Origin of the sequence: Legionella sp. 227, from assembly GCF_043161935.1 — a bacterium.
In the GTDB taxonomy this organism is placed as follows: Bacteria; Pseudomonadota; Gammaproteobacteria; order Legionellales; family Legionellaceae; genus Legionella; species Legionella sheltonii.
On record NZ_CP171154.1, the window covers coordinates 981,304 to 999,263 of the forward strand.

Here is a 17,960-nt window from a genome sequence, read left to right on the forward strand (position 1 = left end):
TCTTTTTATATGAGCCATATTTACCCATAATTTACACTTATTTTGCAAAGTAAATGCACTGAAATGGAATAATAAATGATGATGAATCAAAATGATTTTCGTTATATGAGTCATGGCAAACAATTGCTTGATTTAAAAAAGGAAGATTTAGCACTGCTTAAGCCAATTAATCAACGGGGACCAAAAAAAGAACGAGCCCTCCTGCTTTTACATGGGTTTACTTCCTCCCCCGCAGTGTATCGTTACCTGATACCTCAAATAAATCATTACGATGCATTAGTTTGTCCTGCATTACCTGGACATGCTGAAAGCATTGCAGCTTTTGCACAAGCCAAAGCTGAAGATTGGCTTGATTGTGCCATGCTAGAATGTGAAGCCTTATTTAAGGAATACCCAAAAGTAGACATACTGGGATTATCACTTGGGGGTATTTTAGCATGCAAGCTGAGTACAATATTTACATTCAATCATATGTTCCTTTTAGCACCGGCATTAAAACTACGTATGAACATTGATCAGAACTTGAAACTTCTTGCTGTGCTCAAAAAACTTGGATTCTGTGAGCTAAGAGGACAAGCAGGGAATCTGCAAACGGATCAATATGCTGAAATATCCTACAGAAAGCTCCCAATTCCTGCACTTATTGAACTGTTTACCTTGATTCGTACACACCATTGGGTAGCACCAAGTTGTCCAATCGATCTTTTTTTAGGAACCCATGATGCGGTTGTTGATTCAAAAGAGATAGAGCGAATTTTTTCCCCTTTAGCGAACACCCAAATCCATTGGCTCACTAACTCCGCACATGTTTTACCATTAGATAATGATTTGGATCAGATTGTTCAATGCATCAATCAGCATGCGTCTTTTAGGCAGAATGAAAAAACTTCGCTTCGGTTAATAGACGATGCGCTGGGTATTAAGGAAATGTGATTTTTACCGCATCCGCACTAACAAGCACCTTCTCGCCACCCTCAGTCATCCGGAGTGTAATGGAACTCTCCTGATGACGCTGTACTAATGCAGTTGATAAAAAAAATTCTCTCCCCCGTTATCGGGAGAGGGGGGTGGGCTGGTACAAACCGGGTAGACTGGTAACACTTTAAACCGGGATGATAGGTAACACTATTCTAGGAGAAAAAGGTGTTACCAATGAATTGGCTGAATACAAAGGCTGAAATAGAGAAATTAAAATTTATTGGAGATTGGTTAAAAGGAGAATTTAGTTTTAGCGAGTTGTGTAAGCATTATGGAGTGAGTCGAAAAACAGGCTATAAACTAATAAATCGCTATAAAGCAGAGGGAGAGGCTGCGTTGAAACCAAAATCCCATGCAAGGCATCACCATCCAAATGGAACACCTTATGAGAAGCAACGACGATTAATTGAGTTGAAATATCGTTATCCTAAATGGGGCCCGGACAAATTAAGAGATTGGTTATTAATTAATGAGTCCGAAGAAGTGTGGCCGGCAGTAAGTACTATAGGAGATATTTTAAAGAAGCATGGTTTAGTTAAGCCGAGGAAATACAGGAGGCGCGTATCAGCGTGTACAGAACCATTTAGGGAATGCAACGATTCAAATCATACCTGGAGTGCTGACTTTAAAGGACAATTTAAGGTAGGTGGCACCTATTGTTATCCACTGACGATAACGGACAATCACAGTCGTTTCTTATTGTTATGCAAAGGATTAGTTGGTCCTCGACAAAAAGAAACAAAAGAAGGATTTAGGCAGGCATTTATTGAGTATGGTCTTCCCGATGTAATTAGAACCGATAATGGACAACCTTTCGCTGGAATGGGGATTGGTGCCTTAACAACACTTTCAATCTGGTGGTTAAAACTCGGGATAATGCCTGAGCGCATTGAACCAGGTCATCCAGAACAAAACGGAAGACACGAAAGAATGCATAGAACTTTAAAAGAAGCGGTGGCTTCACCTCCAAAATTAAATTTTGAGGAACAACAACACTGTTTTGATGCATTTAGAAATGAATATAATCAAGAACGACCTCACCAAGCACTTGATGGAAAAAGACCTGCAGATATCTATCGCGCTTCATCAAGAAGTTTACCCAATAAACTCCCAGAAGTCAGTTACCCTTGTAATTATGAAGTGCGGAAAGTGAGAACCAACGGTGAGATAAAATGGTTTGGTAAAAAATATTATGTTTCTGAATTACTAAGAGGAGAACTTGTCGGCTTGCAAATCATTGATGATGGAAGAGCCTCTTTATTCTTCTCGAAACTAAAACTAGGGATGATTGATGTGAGACAGAATAAAATTTCTAGGCCCTAAAATTTTAATCTGTTACCTATCATCCCGGTTTAAAGTGTTACCCATCATTCCGGTTGCACAGGCTGAGGGTAAAAAACCTCATTCTTTTAAGGAACTTGCTTATTGTAAAGAGTAAAATCTTTCAACTCTGCTTGATTCCACTCACGCATATCCAATACCGAACCATCAAAAGCCATAAAGTCCGCTCGAGTGGTTGGCAGGTTATAATAATAAATATCACTGGCATCCGTAGCTAAATTACTTTGATGTTTCGCCACCGAAATTTCTGCAACAGAATGCCCATGCGTTCTTACAAAGCTACGTTGTGCACGTAAATAACGTCCTTTAAATCGAGCATTTCCCCAGAGTTCAACATCAAGCCTATTGACTGCTCCCGCTAGTTGAAGCGTCGCTTTCTGCTTTGCACGAACCATCAAGTTATCCGTTCTAACCCAATACAAACTGAGCCAGGCATTGCCATACATCGACAAGTTGGCTAAATTGGCAACCCCTTCAAGCTGAACCTTTGGGTCTCCCTGCAGATTTATCTGTAAATTTTGGCTTGCGATACCGCCAATTTGCACCAGGCCTTTGCCCTTGACATCCAATACGCGTAAACCGATAGTACCGCCTAACCTGACGTTCCCCGTTTTTACTAAATAAACATCCAATACACTGGTGTGTATCTGACTTCCCCTAATTAAAGGAACACCTTGAGCCATCAAGCGATTAAGAAACTGGCCGCGAACATCCGCATAAACTGGACCATGGGCATTACCTATAGACAAATACAGTGTATTTTGTTTGACCTCTGCTTTTACTGTGGCGAGATCACGCGCATCTCCGGATAAAATCACTTGCGGCTGTTTATAGCCCGTGTGCAAATTAACACTGAGCGGTCCTTCTATAACCAACTGATTAAAGGTTGGAACTGCTCTGACTTGTTTCGTCTTCACCGCTTGTGGTAAAGGCGGTGTTATTTTTTTTTGGAGCCCATGATGCGCGCAAGCGGTTAATAAAAAGACACTTAGAATCAATAAGTAAAACCGCTTTTGCATAGATTTCATTCCTAGTTTCAATAATTCCTCTACATTAGAGCAACTTCTGGCAATGTGCAAGGTCAATGATGCTGCATCACTCTTTGAATTCACTATTGGCCTAGATATTCACATGATGAGAATATTTACAGGGATAATAACAACATCAGCCAGGGTAGAATCTACTCAAGATCTGTTCTACCCGGTTCAGGAGTAGCTGGTCTCATAAAAATAGTATGACTGACTTGCTACAAAATTTTCTTTGAGCAACTTTCTTAGCTATTGTGCTTAAGATTTACCTAATTCATAGATGGTGCGGGGATCCGTGGCGTTCCTTTTTTCCAGGAGGTAACTAAAACCAGGATCCCTTATTAAAATCAGAAAGCATTACATGAGCAGGACAAGTATCGTTCACTGGAGCATTAGGGGCATCATCGATTAGAGATTCTAACGATTCATTAAAAGGGATTAAAGCCGGCAATTGGATATAAATATCAACCAAAATACCATTTCTACACCCTAAATAAACCTTGCCAGAGTTCTTTTTTCCAAAGGCTTGGGCTACCCTCTCCCGCAAAACAGTTAATGGCACTTTTTGTCCTTGATGTTGGGTAAGATACTGTCCTAAAACTGAATTATCGACCGCTTCGGTCAATCGCATGGCTAAAGAAAAATACTCATCTGCAGACAAAATTTGACAACTGCCATGCTTATTCCATTCATGGCGCTCCAAACAACTCCCATAATTGTAACTGGGCATAAGTTTTTTCAAATTTTCCGATACTTGGGGTGATAAACTCAATGGAGGATAAGCACAATGTCTGGATTTTTGTTCTACCCCGCAGAATCCATAGCTTTGACCACAAGCATTCTGATTTGGCCATAAACCATGTAAGGTAAGATGTTTTGCTTGATACGAGTTTTTAGATAAGTGCATGCACTCGGGTTTACCTGCTTCATAACCATAAGTTTGACAAAAACCTGGTTGTGAACTGAGGGCAAGCACATAAGAGTCAGACATGCCTGCATGCGTGTCACATGCATCGCCAAATCCTACAGAAGCAACGACGTTGACAGAAAAAACAAGCAACAACAAGGCAGTGAGCTTTTTCATTAAGACACTCCAACCAGGCTTCTTTTGAACATTATACATAAGATGAACCTGAAAGCCAGTTTTTATTTGTATATAAGATATTGAATTTTAATGAAAATTAATTAACTAAAGTGTCTAATTTAAATGCTGCAGAAAACGCCTGACCCGGATTACGCTGAGCTAATCCGAGCTAAAATATTCAGGCTACGATACTAACAAAAATCATTCATGGGAGAACCAGCTGGGGTAACCGTTTGTCCATCGTCACTACCCAACAAAGGTACTTTCTCGCTTGAAAGCTCTTTTTTACTCCACAAGGAGAAAATGAATGAACGCTCAGGTTTTGGTTCAGGCGTAGGCTCTTCAAGAAGTTTTTGACAAAACGCCGAATATTCTTTGTCATCAAATTCCAACGAACTCTTTTCTTCTGGTTTAAATAGAGCATCCACCAAAAGTTGAGATGCGATCGCCAACGCTGCTGCTGCAACAAGCATTGGGATGCCTATGCCTAAAGGTACAAACATTAAACTGGCAAAAACAACAGCAGGAACCATACATTGTATCAAAATGCTGCGCACTAAATTTACTGATTGATAAACTATCATCTCTTTTTGATATTCGGATTCTGCTTGGCATTTTTTGATTTCTAAAAATAGAAGCTCTTTTTCATTCTTGTTTAAACTATAATATTCACATTTTAATAACTTAGTTAATTCAGCTTCCTTAAGTAAATACTCTTTTTTTTGCTCTTCCATCGTCTTATAGGTTTTATAGATCTCAATACCTCCTTTGATTACATTACTGATAATCGTAAATGCAAGGCACAATACCGCACCAGCGATGGCCATTGAAGCTAAAACTGGAGCTGATATCGGCATGAATGGCATGGTTAAGATCATAAAAGCCGCCATCAAACCAACAGCGTAGGCGATATTAACAACTAAGGATACCTTTTGCAGTTGCCATTCTCTCTCGCATTTTCCTTTTTCACGGTTCAATGTATGGATTTGTATCTCGATTTGGCGTTTTTCTTTTAGCTCTTCTTCATTAAGCGCTAACTCTCGATCCTTAAGAGCTTGAAGTTGCCTTTGTAATCGTTCTAAATCTTCTTCATATTGCAGCATGGCTTTATTATATTTTGTACTTTGCTCAGCAAAATCCCATAATGCTATGGCAATATCAAAAACTAATAGGGCAAGAGTAACCGCATCCCCAGCTGTACCTAATAAACCTTTTCCAGTAAGCCAGAAAAAACACACTAAATTAGCCGTTCCCCAAATTGAATCATTCAATAAGGTAAATTTTCTCTGATCCCATTGCGTTAGGAAACGTTCCTGCCAAGGTGTTTTTGCCTCTTCGTCACTCATCCATGGATGTTTAATGGTGTGCTTGAGTAATAAAAACAGATTCAAGGCAAAACGAGCGTAATATAAAATCCAGCTCAGATTCCCGGTATAAGGATCAGGCATTCTTATCACATCGGTTGCCTGTTTTTGATAATAAAAATCCTCGGGAACCAGGCTAATCACTGTTTTTAAGAAACTTGATCCCCATACCCAATAGAGTCGAGCTTCATTCAGGCGTCCCATATTATCTCTAATTTCTTTAGCCGTACCACCCGATAAATCGACAACATCTCTGGCCAACAATTGACCAAGTGGAATACCTAAATATTTTAGTGGTTGCGCATCATGTTGTCCTGCTTTGACTGCTTTTGCGACGTTGATAACATTCTCAGGATAGTCTTTAATACGTTGTTCATACACTGGATCCAGTTCTATAAGGAACTTTGAACATCTTTTAATGTACTCCCCATATTTTTTTGCATTTTCTGTTTTTTGATAGTCAATCTCATGCTTTTGTTGTGCTGCCAAAAGCATCAGGGTAATTTTCAAATTGAATGCCAACTCTTCTTTTTGTTGGTCACTCATATATGCAAACATAACCCTATCGGTGTTATCCAATATTCCTAAATAAAACTCTAAGGAGGGCAGAAAACTATCACTACGATGTTCCGTGTACGCGCGACCAGTTAAAGAGCGGATTGCGTCTAGCTCTGCTCCTCTGGCACGTTGATATTTTTTAGAACAGGCCTGTTTTAATTGGTCATATTGCTTTTGAAGGGAAATGGATTGAAAGTATTCATAAGTCTGGGCGCTGGGATCGAGTTGATCTGGTTCTTCAAGAAAGCGTATTTTTACGTTGTTTCGCTGTTCATCTATTTCAACATAATAAAGCGCACCTTCCTGCAAAACGATGGCATTCTTACCGTGAAGCAATTTACGGAGGGTGTGAATTTTTTTGCGGGCTTCATCTTCATCTTGATCTTCAACTTCAAAATCAAACTGCTCTGGATCGATTTTGATAAGGCCGCACTCTGCTCTGTTGTACTTAAGCAAATCCTCGAAGCTCAAATCAGCAAATTCCTTATTTTCTTTTAAAGCATCTCGAAGAAAGGATTGAAGAATTGCGCTACTTGTTGCCATAAGTGCCACCTCGGTGATCATGAATTTCGGCGACTAATTCATTTAATCAAAGAAAAAAATTAATCTGTTCTTTTTTATAACATAAAATCAATTAAAAAAACAAGATGTACATACATTGATTTACACATTTGAAACCATAATTTTACAAAATACTTCCTTTTAAGAGGCACTTAATCATATTTTGAGGTGAAATAATGTGAAACTCGGGGTTAAGATGCCCCATGATGTAAAATTCATTGCGATCTTGTAGCTTGGGCCAAGACCCAACCTAAAGGCAGCTCAATTTTTAGGAGAGATCACGGGCATAAATATCATCAAAACGCTTAATATCATCTTCTCCCAAATAGGCACCACTTTGAACCTCAATTACATACAGCGGCTCATCTCCTGGGTTGCTTAATCGATGCAGCGTATTTTGTGCAATATAAGTCGATTGATTTACCGATAAGTGGATTGTTTGCGTATCATTGATTACTTCTGCTTTCCCAGAAACAACCACCCAATGTTCCGCTCGATGCTGATGCATTTGTAAGGATAAACGTGCTCCAGGTTTCACCATCAGTCGCTTTACCTTAAATGAAGCACCCTCGGCTAAAATCTCATAATATCCCCATGGACGAGATACCCGCTGATGATCCTGGGTTACTTGATGATGATCTTTACTTAAAGAACTCACCAAATCCTTAACCTGTTGTGAATATTGCTTGTCTGCTACTAAAACAGCATCTTGGGTTGCGACAATAATTTGATCTTGAACCCCGATTGCAGTGACCAAAATGTCGGTACTATGAATCAAGCAATTCGTACTCTGCTGAGCAATAACTTTTCCAGTCACCGTATTTCCGTCTTGATCAGGTATGTTTGCATCGGCAACTGCAGACCAACATCCTAAATCACTCCACTGCATGGAAACCGGGATAACTGCTGCTTTATTAGTCTTTTCCATAATCGCATAATCAATAGATTCTGCTTCACAACGCGAAAAGCATTCGAGATCAAGACGTAAAAAATCATGATGATGCTGGGCTTTTAAAACCGCTTGCTGACTAAAATAACAAATATCAGGTTGGTATTCTGCTAACTCCTGGAGATAGACATCAGCACGACACACAAACATGCCACTATTCCAAAAATAATTGCCACTGGCGATAAACTCTTTTGCCATCTCAATGGCTGGTTTTTCTCTAAAACTCAAAACCTGCTGCACCTTGTCGGTTAAGGACATACCCGCCTCTATGTAACCATATCCTGTTTTAGGACTATCAGGCTCAATACCAAAAGTAACTAGAGCTTGATGCTCGGCGGCAAATTGCGCCCCGATCAACATCGCTTCTCGCCATGCCTGATCATCGGCTATCCAATGGTCTGAAGGCAGTACTAACATCATTGCATCTGGGCCGGCAATTTGAGATAAGTAATGCGCAGCACAGGCAATCGCCGGAGCTGTATTGCGGGCACAAGGCTCCAGCAGATAAGTCATTGAATGGGTAAAATGATTTAATTGATCCTGGCAAAGAAAATAATGGGCGTCATTACTCACAATAAGAGATTGAGTACTTACCAAGTTCTGAGCCCTTTTCACGGTTTGTTGTAAAAGGGATAACTCTCCATTTAAAGCCAGGAATTGTTTCGGATAATTTTTACGAGATAATGGCCATAAACGAGTTCCAGAACCTCCAGCTAGGATAACAGGATAAAGAGTAGTCGTCATAAGGTCCCATGTTATGGCATAATTTGGCGCATTCTAACAGCATTTTTGACCTAAAAAAAGGTAACTTCTCGATAAGACTAGACAGAAACCCTCGCAACATTTTCAGACACCATTCAGTTAAATGGTAAAATCCCCTGCCTAGCCCCAGCGACTTGTCAGCGGGGTCGGGTAATGGGTTCAAAGTTTCAGAATTCTCGGCACGTAGTAAAAAATGATTTCCTTTGACTTCATGACCTGTCGGCAAAATGTAGCGAGCTTTTTTTACTTAGGCTTATTGAACATGTTATAAGATAGCTAAATTCTTCATGGAGACTTTTACATTATGAAAAAAGCGGTAGTCTTACTGTCTGGGGGTCTGGATTCAACGACTTGTCTGGCTTTAGCAACCTCCAAAGGTTTTTCCTGTTATGCACTAAGTTTTGCTTATGGACAAAGGCATTCTGCTGAGTTGCTCGCCGCGCAGCGTATTGCACAACATTATAAAGTGGCCAAACATCATATCGTTACCTTAGATGCAGAACTGTTCCGCAATTCCGCTTTGACTGATTCCAACATGGAAGTACCTGCTTTTCAGGAGGGCTCTGAGATTCCCGTTACTTATGTTCCTGCTCGCAATACAATTTTCTTGTCAATGGCCTTAGGTCTTGCTGAATCCATAGGGGCACGAGATATCTTTATCGGCGCAAGCTCAGTTGATTATTCACATTATCCGGATTGTCGTCCTGAATTTATCGATGCATTTCAAACTTTAGCCAATTTGGCAACCAAAGCGGGCGTCACAGGGGATCATTTTTCCATTCACGCGCCCTTACAGCACTTGAGTAAGGTACAAACCATTCAATTGGGGACAAGCCTAGGCGTAGACTATAGCTTAACGGTTTCATGCTATCAGGCAAATGATGCTGGCGAAGCTTGCGGAGAATGCGACAGCTGTACGTTTAGACAACGTGGTTTTATCGGAGCTGGAGTTGCTGACCCTACCTTATACCGTCATTCATCTCACCAATAAGTAATATCGATTAAAGACAGGTATTGATAGTCCCTAACTGATAACTAGGATTCACGGATGAACAATAATTTATCTTCAAGGGCAAATAAAGAAAAACATGTCTATTTATTATACTATTGGTGCCAAAAAATCAAATAATTTTACACTTTTGTTACAACAAATTGAGCATTTTTGATTCACATGTAGCAAAAACATTGCTATCATCCGCCGTGATTTATAACCTTGGAGTAAAACATGGCATTAACAAAAAAACAGAAAGAAAAAATCAGTAATTTCTTCAGTGCAGTTGGTTATGCGCCAGCTACTGCCTTTAACTTTATTACTAATTTATTATTAGGCTCTACTGAAACAGATAAGCAAACCGGTCTATCTGTGAAAAAGCCTGGTTTAATTGGCTTATTAGCTGATGGTATCAAATCTTTAGTTGGCTTATTAGCTGATGGTCTCAAGACTGTTACTCGTGCAGCTGCTGACTTTTTAGTTGCGCATAAGAAAGCGATTGCTGTTGCTGCTTGGACTTCTTTAGCTGTTGCTGGTGCTGCTGCCCTTACTTTATTCTTGTGGCCTGCTGCTTTAACTGCTGTTGCTTCATTCTCAATCTACGGTATTTCGATTGCAGGTATCGCTGGCGCTAACGCTCTTGCACAAATCGGTGTTGCTTCTGCATTAGCTTTTGCAGCTACTTCTACTCTAGCTTATGTTGGTGCTGCTGTTGGTAACTTTGCTTCTTGGGTTGCAGGCTGCTGCAAAAAGGCTCGTGTTAGCCGCCAAGCTTCATTGCTTTCTTCAGTTAGTGAAGATCAACATGATTTGTTGGTACCATCAGTTCCTAGCTCATTAAGCAATTTAGGTGCTTCTTCAGTTGAAAAGAAAGATAAAAAAGAAGCGGAAGTGTTTCACTTTCAACCACCTGCTTCATCAAAAGCTACTGTTACTGCTAAACAATCACAAGAAGATTTACTTGGTCTGGACCAAGAAGATACTCACACACCTGTACGTAAGCTTTCAGGCAGCCAGCAATAATTGGGTTGAGTGAAAATTACTGCTAAACGCGGCCTAGGCCGCGTTTTTTATTTGTACATGCAAAAGAGTGGCAACTCATTTTAATCTGCGCGAATACCGCATCGTATGGTGCGCTTGATTCCAAAACAGGCCTATAATTAAGACTCTCGCAATAACTCAGCTACCTACAGCATTTATCACTCATATGCGTTATAATCTCTCATTTAATACAAGCGGGTAACTCATTGATGGCGAAACAACGTAAAATGCTGGTAACCAGCGCCTTACCTTATGCAAATGGCCATTTACATCTTGGTCATTTAGTCGAACACATTCAAACGGATATCTGGGTACGCACCCATAAAATGTCGGGCATTGAGTGCATCAGCATTTGTGGCGATGATGCGCATGGGACCCCAATTATGTTGAAAGCAGAGCAAATGGGGATTACACCTGAAGCGTTGACTGCTGAAATTAAGTTAAGCCATGAACAAGACTTCAAAGCCTTTGCCATTGATTATGATTGCTATCACACCACCCACTCGCCAGAAAACCAAGCATTGGCTTCAGCGATTTACGAGGCATTGCAAGCAAATGGCTCAATCATTAAAAGAACCATACGTCAGGCATATGACCCCGTAAAACAAATGTTTTTGCCAGATCGTTATGTCAAAGGAACCTGTCCCAAATGCGGTGCTAAAGATCAATATGGCGATAACTGTGAAGTATGTGGTGCAACCTACTCCCCGACGGATCTAATCGATGCGGTATCTGCTATTTCTGGTGCCAAACCTATAGAAAAAGATTCAGAGCATTACTTCTTTGATTTACCTCGTTATGAGCATCTCTTAAAAGAATGGACCCGTAGTGGTCACTTGCAAGCAGAGGTAGCGAACAAACTGGATGAATGGTTTGCCGCCGGATTAAAGCAATGGGATATTTCCCGCGATGCGCCCTATTTTGGATTTGCTATTCCTGGGACTACAGACAAATACTTCTATGTGTGGCTTGATGCCCCTATTGGGTATATGGCCAGTTTTAAAAAATACTGTGATGAGAAAAATATCTCCTTTAGTGAATTTTGGGATAAAGACTCCACAACCGAATTGTACCACTTCGTAGGCAAAGACATTGTTTACTTTCATGCTTTATTTTGGCCCGCCATGCTTGCTGCCAGTGGTCATCGCATGCCCACAGCAGTTTATACCCATGGCTTTTTGACTGTTGACGGCCAAAAAATGTCAAAATCACGTGGGACTTTCCTTGAAGCGCGTACTTATTTACAGCATTTGCATCCTGAATACCTGCGTTATTATTTTGCGGCCAAACTCAATGGCCGTGTTGATGATTTGGATTTAAATTTTGATGATTTTATCAATCGCATCAACGCCGATTTGGTCGGAAAAGTGGTCAACATCGCCAGTCGTTGTGCCGGTTTTATTAATAAACGTTTTGATAACCGCCTCAGCGACCGCTTAAGTGATCCGCGGCTGTATGCAGAACTGCTGGAAATGCGCGCAGAGATCATAGAATCTTTTATTTCTCGTGATTACGCACGCGCTATTCGTCACATCATGGATTGTGCTGATAAAGTGAATCAGTACATTGATATGAATAAACCCTGGGTTTTGGCAAAAGAAGAAGGACGTTTATCTGAAGTTCAAGACATTTGCACCATGGGAATTAATTTATTTCGCATCCTGATCACTTATTTAAAGCCGGTATTGCCGCAGATGGCAAAAGCCGCGGAAGACTTTTTGAATTGTGAACCGCTTGCTTGGGATGCAATCGATCATCCTTTATTAAATCACCATCTCAATACTTTCCAGCCTTTAATGGTGCGTGTTGAAAAGGAAAAAATACAAGCCATGCTGGAGCAATCCAAACAGGTGTACAATGGCCTCAGTTAAAGAAATTGACGCGCTTTTGCCGCAAACTCAATGCGGTGAATGCGATTTTCCTGGTTGCTTACCCTATGCTGAAGCCTTGGCTCAAGGGACAACCACGATTAATAAATGTCCTCCTGGAGGAGTTGCCACCGTCAAAGCGTTAGGCGCTTTATTGCAGGTTGATCCAACTCCTTATTTGGCAGACGCACTTGCAAATACTCGCGCGCCATCGGTTGCAGTCATTCGTGAAGCAGAATGTATTGGTTGTACCAAATGCATCAAAGCGTGCCCAGTTGATGCAATTATTGGCAGTGGCAAATTAATGCATGCAGTAATCGACCATGAATGTACCGGTTGTGGTTTGTGTGTCGCACCCTGTCCAGTCGATTGCATTGAGATGGTTACTTTACCGGAGGTACACTACGATAAAGATTTGGCACGCACACGTTTTCACGCGAAACAAAGCCGTTTATTGCGCGAGGAACATGAAAAGCAACAAGCTTACAGAGAAAAACGTCAACTTGCTTTGAAAGCGGATAAAACTCAAGACATACATGCAAAGCAAGACTACATTCAACAAGCATTGGCACGTGTTAAAGCGAAAAAATTATGAATAAGCTAAAACGTCGAGAAATTTTTGTACGCTTTCGCGCGCAAAATCCTCATCCAACGACTGAATTAGTTTATCATTCTTCTTTTGAATTATTAATCGCGGTCATTTTATCAGCCCAAGCAACGGATACTGGGGTAAATAAAGCAACTGCTAAATTATTCCCTGTTGCAAACTCGCCTCAGGATATTCTAGATTTGGGGCTGGAACAATTAAAGGAATATATTAAATCAATAGGTCTTTATAACAGCAAAGCACAAAATATTATGAAAACCTGTGCTTTGCTGGTTAATAAGTATGATGGAAATGTTCCCAATAAACGTGAAGAATTGGAATCTCTACCTGGAGTGGGGCGCAAAACTGCCAATGTCATTCTCAATACAGCCTTTGGCGAACCCACTGTTGCAGTAGACACGCATATTTTTCGAGTGGCCAATCGGACTGGACTTGCTAAAGGGAAAACTCCTTTAGCGGTGGAAAAAGCACTCATAAAAAACATAGAGCCTGAATTTTTAAAAGATGCCCATCATTGGCTGATTTTGCATGGACGATACGTGTGTACGGCACGAAGCCCTCATTGCAAGACATGCATCATCCAGGATCTTTGTGAGTACCCAGATCAGAATTTATAAGATAAAATTTTCTTCTCTATTCTCTATCAGGGAAGAAGATCACCCTCACCCCTACCCCTCTCCCACAAGTGGGATAGGGGAGATTGCGTAATTGATGGTTGTGAAAAGTTTCTCCGCTGTCATTAAGCTAAAAATATCCCTTCTCCCCATGGGGGAGAAGGTGCCCGTTAGGGCGGATGAGGGTTGGATAAAAATATAAGTTACGGACAACAACAATGAAAGAAAGCGATAAAAAAACTTTTATAAATTTCATTTTATTAAAATTTTACCAATTTTTATCAAAGGAAGATAACGTCACTAAAAGAACATATCTGTATGATTTCGCTCAATTCACCCAGGAAATAAAACCTGGAGATGTGCTCTTAGTAGAAAGTCATACACGTATGGGCAATATTATTCGCCTTATTTCCGAAAGCACCTGGACGCACGCCGCTTTATATATTGGGCGTCTTGAGGAGATTACAAATCCGTCTTTACGTGAAATAGTACAAAAAAATTCTCCGAATCTGACTTCAGATCAGCTCATCATAGAAAGTGTCCTTGGCGAAGGAACTCGAATTTCGTGTGTTGATGAATATAAAAATGATCACATCCGCATTTTAAGACCGTCCTTACTGCTCGCCGAGGATAAAGAAAAAGTGATTGCTGCCGCCATTCATAAAATTGGCAAGTACTACAGTTTAAGACATCTTTTTGATCTGGCACGCTTTATTTTTCCTTGGAGTTTTTTTCCTCGTAAATGGCGCTCTTCTTTATTCCAGCACAATATGTTGCAACCCACAGAGGATATATGCTCTTCGATGATTGCTCATGTGTTTCAATCAGTAAACTACCCTATTTTGCCGCTTATAAAAAAAGATAAAACAGGCTATGCATTAATCCACAGAAATCCCCGGCTATATACCCCTAGTGACTTTGATCTTTCCCCCTTTTTTGATGTGATCAAATATCCAATCTTACCCCTGCAAAAGGGTCAAACTTATCATGACTTACCGTGGAAGAAACAATTAATCAGTGATGACATTGGAGTCGTTGAGCTGAAAGATAAAGAATAACCCACTATGTTTTTAGACATATTGATCTTAATAGAATCGTAACAACATGTTATGTTCCTGCGCTTCATGAGAAAAAGACTAGCATTTCTAAATTTTTACCCCTACAATAAAATTTCGTTGTTGCAGGGAGAGCAAACATATGAACTGGTGGACATCTACCGTTAATGGGGCCAAATCATTTGGCAATGGAGCAACATGGGTTTGGAATAATGCACCGATAAAGCAAACCATAGCCTATGCTGCGAATACAGCATTTTATGTAGTGGAGCAAGTTTTAGCTTTACGTGAGGCAATTCCTGCTGTAGTTACTCCGCCGGTGATGAAAATTGTCAATGGCGCAGGAAATATTCTTTTCCATGATGTTTTACCTGTTGCCACAGTACATTTTGTCAACAACGGAATACAAAGCTACGTTCGCCAAAGCTATCCAGAAGATTCAACAACAGGTCTTTCACCCTACTCCTTAGTTTTACCGACATTGGCTTTAATCAACTATGGAGTTCAGGCTTATACCTACAGACAAGCCCCTAAAATAATTGCACATACTTTGGCGCTTGATGTATTTGGTTCTTCAGCTTTTAATGAACACAAAGGAAAACAGACTCCTCCTCCTCCAACCCTCTGCGGGGAAACAGAAGAAGATTGTAATTTTAAACGTAAATTTAAAGGTTCTCTGCGTGAACCTTTAGTATTGATGCTTAATGATGTCTTACTTTGGGGAATTAGCAAACTTCCTTATGGTGGCGAGCAAATTTCTTGGATATTAGCCATCTACTTTTATGGTGAATATATTACGCGTATGGCAACACCAGAACGCTGCGAGCGCCATAAGGCCATGAAGTCGGAATCCATATTATCTTTGGGTTTAACATACACCGCGGCTTCAACTTTGATGGAGTATGGCCTTGAATCCACCGTGGGAATGCCTCCCTATCTTTATCTCAGAACCTTACGCCATTTATTACTTTTGGCACATATTAATCTTGCATCACACATGTCTTTACCCTTAGTTCGATCCGCAAAAGGAGCAATCCCTGTCGATCCTTTGGTTATTTTTGATCGTACGAAACGATTTGCTGTTGATGTGGTGTTTGCAGGATTGATGAAAAGAATACCTATTGATTTTAAACAACCACCAGGATCAAAGCCATTCATCCCTCTATCAACTGTTTTTAAATTCTTAACGAACATACTTGAAAGCGATTTAGAGCAAGTACAAGTGACACAACCAGGTTTTTTCAAGAAAACGGCAAGAGTTCTTTTACCCAATATGTTTCTTAGCCCTAAAAATGCAGTCAATGACCCGGTGATTAAGCAATTTTGGCCTGACATACGCAGTGATTTACTCTACATTCTGGAAATAGTCGAAGCAGCAAAACCCGTTAAATCACTAACGACAGCGCATAAGCCTATTGCAGCCACAGTCAAATATACACTTCCAGTTTTATTAAACTACCGTTTTGGTTTACCTATAAAATTATCTGAATTTCTATTATCCTTGAGTAAAAAGGAAGACTTTTGGACGTTTGTTACTGCACTTAAATTATGGCTTGAACGAAATAATGTGGCTTACGAGGTCATCTTGGCAAAAGGAAATTCGAAAGTGGGTTTACATGAAACAGGTAAGATCATTGAGCTGCCTCCTGAGTCTCCAACTAAAGTGCTGCCTCCCGCAGATGATTTAAAAACAGTAAGAGCGCCAACGGTGACTGATGCGAAACGATTAATTTCCCAAAAACCTAGGTCTTTAATCACAGCAAACAGTTTATTTTCTACCAAACAGCGCCCTAAGCTCGTAGGCAATGCCGATAGCCTACCATCAAACAATGAAGAACTATCTTCCTCGCAATCAACACAGGAATATGCTTCACTCGAAAACAACTAATGAATTAAGGTGATTAAAGAATGCCTGCAGCAATCCTGATTCTTTTCATCACCTTAATTGGAATTGCTATTCGCAGAATGAGTCAGGTCATCATTCCCATTTGGCTGATAACCACGGTAGGTGCTGCTGTCGCGCTATTATTGCGGCAAATCACTCCAATTCATGCAATTGCAGCAATTGAACCGGATGTGATGCTCTATCTGTTTGGGGTTTTTTTCATCGCCCAAGCAGCCGAAGACAGTGGTTACTTAGAACAGCTAACCGATAAAATATTTTTTCATGCCCACACAGGAAAACAGGCTTTATTCATTATTCTATTTATTCTTGGCTTAAGTGCTTCCTTGCTTATGAATGATACAATTGCCATCATCGGTACCCCCATTATTATTCAATTGTGTCAATCTAATAAAAGGTTAATTAAACCTCTACTTTTTGCACTGGCTTTTTCAATCACCATTGGCAGTACGCTCACTCCCATCGGTAATCCACAAAATTTATTGATTGCTGTAAAAGCAAACATGCCATCGCCTTTTTTTCAATTCATAAGACTCTTGGCGATACCCACTGTAATAAATCTTATCATTACTTATTTTTTTATTTATTTTTTATATAGAGATATCTTAAATGAACCTATAGAAAAGCCTATTCCTAAGCCTGTCAATGATCATCATACAATGACCCTTGTTAAATTGAGCTTAATCATTTTCTTTTTGCTAATCACCCTTAAAATAATTTTTGAATCCCTACAATCACCTATTCACTTGAATTTTAGTTACATGGCGCTTATCTCATCCTTGCCGATTTTTTTTAGTAAACTCCGATGGGAACTCCTCAAACGGTTGGATTGGGGCACTTTGATTTTTTTCGCGAGTATTTTTATTCTGATGCAAAGTGTATGGGATAGTGGTTTCTTGCAAACGCGGATCAATCATTCTCAACTTTCTGTTACCGCCGTTCCTGTTATATTGATAATCAGCATCATTCTGAGCCAATTTATTTCCAATGTGCCGTTGGTAGTCTTATATTTACCACTACTCCTGCACCATTCTGTTTCTGATTCAAGTCTGTTGGCTTTAGCGGCAGGAAGTACGATTGCAGGCAATTTATCAATTTTAGGAGCAGCAAGTAATATTATTATCATTCAAAACTGTGAAAAAAGAAGCGTTAGAGGCTTTGGCTTCTTTGAATTCATAAAAATCGGCGCTCCTCTTACTTTGGTGAACATTTTAATTTATGCCTATTTTCTATAAAAAAATTCCGTTTTTAACCCC

At 40.1% G+C, this 17,960-nt stretch carries 14 protein-coding genes; 10 read left to right on the top strand and 4 right to left on the bottom strand.

All coding sequences use genetic code 11. The features are described 5' to 3' along the window. Nucleotides 1–81 precede the first annotated feature (81 nt). Both ACF8MK_RS04225 and ACF8MK_RS04230 read left to right on the top strand, forming a co-directional pair. Nucleotides 82–933: an alpha/beta hydrolase gene (locus ACF8MK_RS04225; protein ID WP_392538915.1), complete on the top strand. Its 852-nt coding sequence runs from the start codon at nucleotides 82–84 to the stop codon at nucleotides 931–933. Between the two features lie 219 nt (nucleotides 934–1,152). Next, the gene (locus ACF8MK_RS04230; protein ID WP_392538312.1) at nucleotides 1,153–2,301 is read left to right on the top strand and encodes an integrase core domain-containing protein; all 1,149 of its coding nucleotides are present in this window, start codon (nucleotides 1,153–1,155) and stop codon (nucleotides 2,299–2,301) included. 86 nt (nucleotides 2,302–2,387) lie between these two features. Here the strand turns inward: ACF8MK_RS04230 and ACF8MK_RS04235 are convergent, their stop codons facing one another. From ACF8MK_RS04235 to ACF8MK_RS04250, 4 genes are all read right to left on the bottom strand, one after another. Then, nucleotides 2,388–3,338, bottom strand: coding sequence for a GIN domain-containing protein (locus ACF8MK_RS04235; protein ID WP_392538313.1), 951 nt, complete (start codon nucleotides 3,336–3,338; stop codon nucleotides 2,388–2,390). 331 nt (nucleotides 3,339–3,669) lie between these two features. Further along, a complete protein-coding gene (locus tag ACF8MK_RS04240) occupies nucleotides 3,670–4,431 on the bottom strand; it encodes a ribonuclease T (protein ID WP_392538314.1) in 762 nt (253 codons plus the stop codon). A 191-nt stretch (nucleotides 4,432–4,622) separates the two neighbouring features. Beyond that, on the bottom strand, nucleotides 4,623–6,896 hold the full coding sequence (locus ACF8MK_RS04245; protein ID WP_392538315.1) for a hypothetical protein: 2,274 nt from the start codon (nucleotides 6,894–6,896) through the stop codon (nucleotides 4,623–4,625). Nucleotides 6,897–7,182: 286 nt separating this feature from the next. Further along, nucleotides 7,183–8,607 (bottom strand): mannose-1-phosphate guanylyltransferase/mannose-6-phosphate isomerase, encoded by a 1,425-nt coding sequence (locus ACF8MK_RS04250; RefSeq protein WP_392538316.1) that lies wholly within the window; start codon nucleotides 8,605–8,607, stop codon nucleotides 7,183–7,185. Nucleotides 8,608–8,929: 322 nt separating this feature from the next. On the opposite strand from ACF8MK_RS04250, the gene queC reads away from it, so the two are divergent. The 8 genes from queC (at nucleotide 8,930) to ACF8MK_RS04290 (ending at nucleotide 17,939) form a co-directional block, all read left to right on the top strand. Beyond that, nucleotides 8,930–9,616 carry a 7-cyano-7-deazaguanine synthase QueC gene (gene queC, locus ACF8MK_RS04255; protein ID WP_392538317.1) on the top strand — a complete coding sequence of 229 codons (687 nt, stop codon included), beginning with the start codon at nucleotides 8,930–8,932 and terminating at the stop codon, nucleotides 9,614–9,616. Nucleotides 9,617–9,850: 234 nt separating this feature from the next. Continuing rightward, entirely contained in the window at nucleotides 9,851–10,639 is a 789-nt protein-coding gene (locus ACF8MK_RS04260) for a hypothetical protein (protein ID WP_392538318.1), read from the top strand. Between the two features lie 227 nt (nucleotides 10,640–10,866). Further along, on the top strand, nucleotides 10,867–12,528 hold the full coding sequence (gene metG / locus ACF8MK_RS04265; protein WP_392538319.1) for a methionine--tRNA ligase: 1,662 nt from the start codon (nucleotides 10,867–10,869) through the stop codon (nucleotides 12,526–12,528). Beyond that, nucleotides 12,515–13,120, top strand: a complete 606-nt coding sequence (locus ACF8MK_RS04270) for an RnfABCDGE type electron transport complex subunit B (RefSeq protein ID WP_392538320.1) — start codon at nucleotides 12,515–12,517, stop codon at nucleotides 13,118–13,120. Before metG ends, ACF8MK_RS04270 begins: the two co-directional genes overlap by 14 nt. Next, entirely contained in the window at nucleotides 13,117–13,749 is a 633-nt protein-coding gene (gene nth / locus ACF8MK_RS04275) for an endonuclease III (RefSeq protein WP_392538321.1), read from the top strand. Before ACF8MK_RS04270 ends, nth begins: the two co-directional genes overlap by 4 nt. Before the next feature lie 215 nt (nucleotides 13,750–13,964). After that, entirely contained in the window at nucleotides 13,965–14,804 is an 840-nt protein-coding gene (locus tag ACF8MK_RS04280; RefSeq protein WP_392538322.1) for a YiiX/YebB-like N1pC/P60 family cysteine hydrolase, read from the top strand. 139 nt (nucleotides 14,805–14,943) lie between these two features. After that, the gene (locus ACF8MK_RS04285) at nucleotides 14,944–16,689 is read left to right on the top strand and encodes a hypothetical protein (protein ID WP_392538323.1); all 1,746 of its coding nucleotides are present in this window, start codon (nucleotides 14,944–14,946) and stop codon (nucleotides 16,687–16,689) included. Between the two features lie 20 nt (nucleotides 16,690–16,709). Next, nucleotides 16,710–17,939: an SLC13 family permease gene (locus ACF8MK_RS04290; protein WP_392538324.1), complete on the top strand. Its 1,230-nt coding sequence runs from the start codon at nucleotides 16,710–16,712 to the stop codon at nucleotides 17,937–17,939. Nucleotides 17,940–17,960 lie beyond the last annotated feature (21 nt).

Coding starts and splice junctions, on each gene's coding strand:
- ACF8MK_RS04280 (WP_392538322.1), top strand. CDS start 13,965: ATGAAAGAAAGCGATAAAAAAACTTTTATAAATTTCATTTTATTAAAA.
- metG (WP_392538319.1), top strand. CDS start 10,867: ATGGCGAAACAACGTAAAATGCTGGTAACCAGCGCCTTACCTTATGCA.
- queC (WP_392538317.1), top strand. CDS start 8,930: ATGAAAAAAGCGGTAGTCTTACTGTCTGGGGGTCTGGATTCAACGACT.
- ACF8MK_RS04285 (WP_392538323.1), top strand. CDS start 14,944: ATGAACTGGTGGACATCTACCGTTAATGGGGCCAAATCATTTGGCAAT.
- ACF8MK_RS04250 (WP_392538316.1), bottom strand. CDS start 8,607: ATGACGACTACTCTTTATCCTGTTATCCTAGCTGGAGGTTCTGGAACT.
- nth (WP_392538321.1), top strand. CDS start 13,117: ATGAATAAGCTAAAACGTCGAGAAATTTTTGTACGCTTTCGCGCGCAA.
- ACF8MK_RS04240 (WP_392538314.1), bottom strand. CDS start 4,431: ATGAAAAAGCTCACTGCCTTGTTGTTGCTTGTTTTTTCTGTCAACGTC.
- ACF8MK_RS04230 (WP_392538312.1), top strand. CDS start 1,153: ATGAATTGGCTGAATACAAAGGCTGAAATAGAGAAATTAAAATTTATT.
- ACF8MK_RS04270 (WP_392538320.1), top strand. CDS start 12,515: ATGGCCTCAGTTAAAGAAATTGACGCGCTTTTGCCGCAAACTCAATGC.
- ACF8MK_RS04225 (WP_392538915.1), top strand. CDS start 82: ATGAATCAAAATGATTTTCGTTATATGAGTCATGGCAAACAATTGCTT.
- ACF8MK_RS04290 (WP_392538324.1), top strand. CDS start 16,710: ATGCCTGCAGCAATCCTGATTCTTTTCATCACCTTAATTGGAATTGCT.
- ACF8MK_RS04245 (WP_392538315.1), bottom strand. CDS start 6,896: ATGGCAACAAGTAGCGCAATTCTTCAATCCTTTCTTCGAGATGCTTTA.
- ACF8MK_RS04260 (WP_392538318.1), top strand. CDS start 9,851: ATGGCATTAACAAAAAAACAGAAAGAAAAAATCAGTAATTTCTTCAGT.
- ACF8MK_RS04235 (WP_392538313.1), bottom strand. CDS start 3,338: ATGCAAAAGCGGTTTTACTTATTGATTCTAAGTGTCTTTTTATTAACC.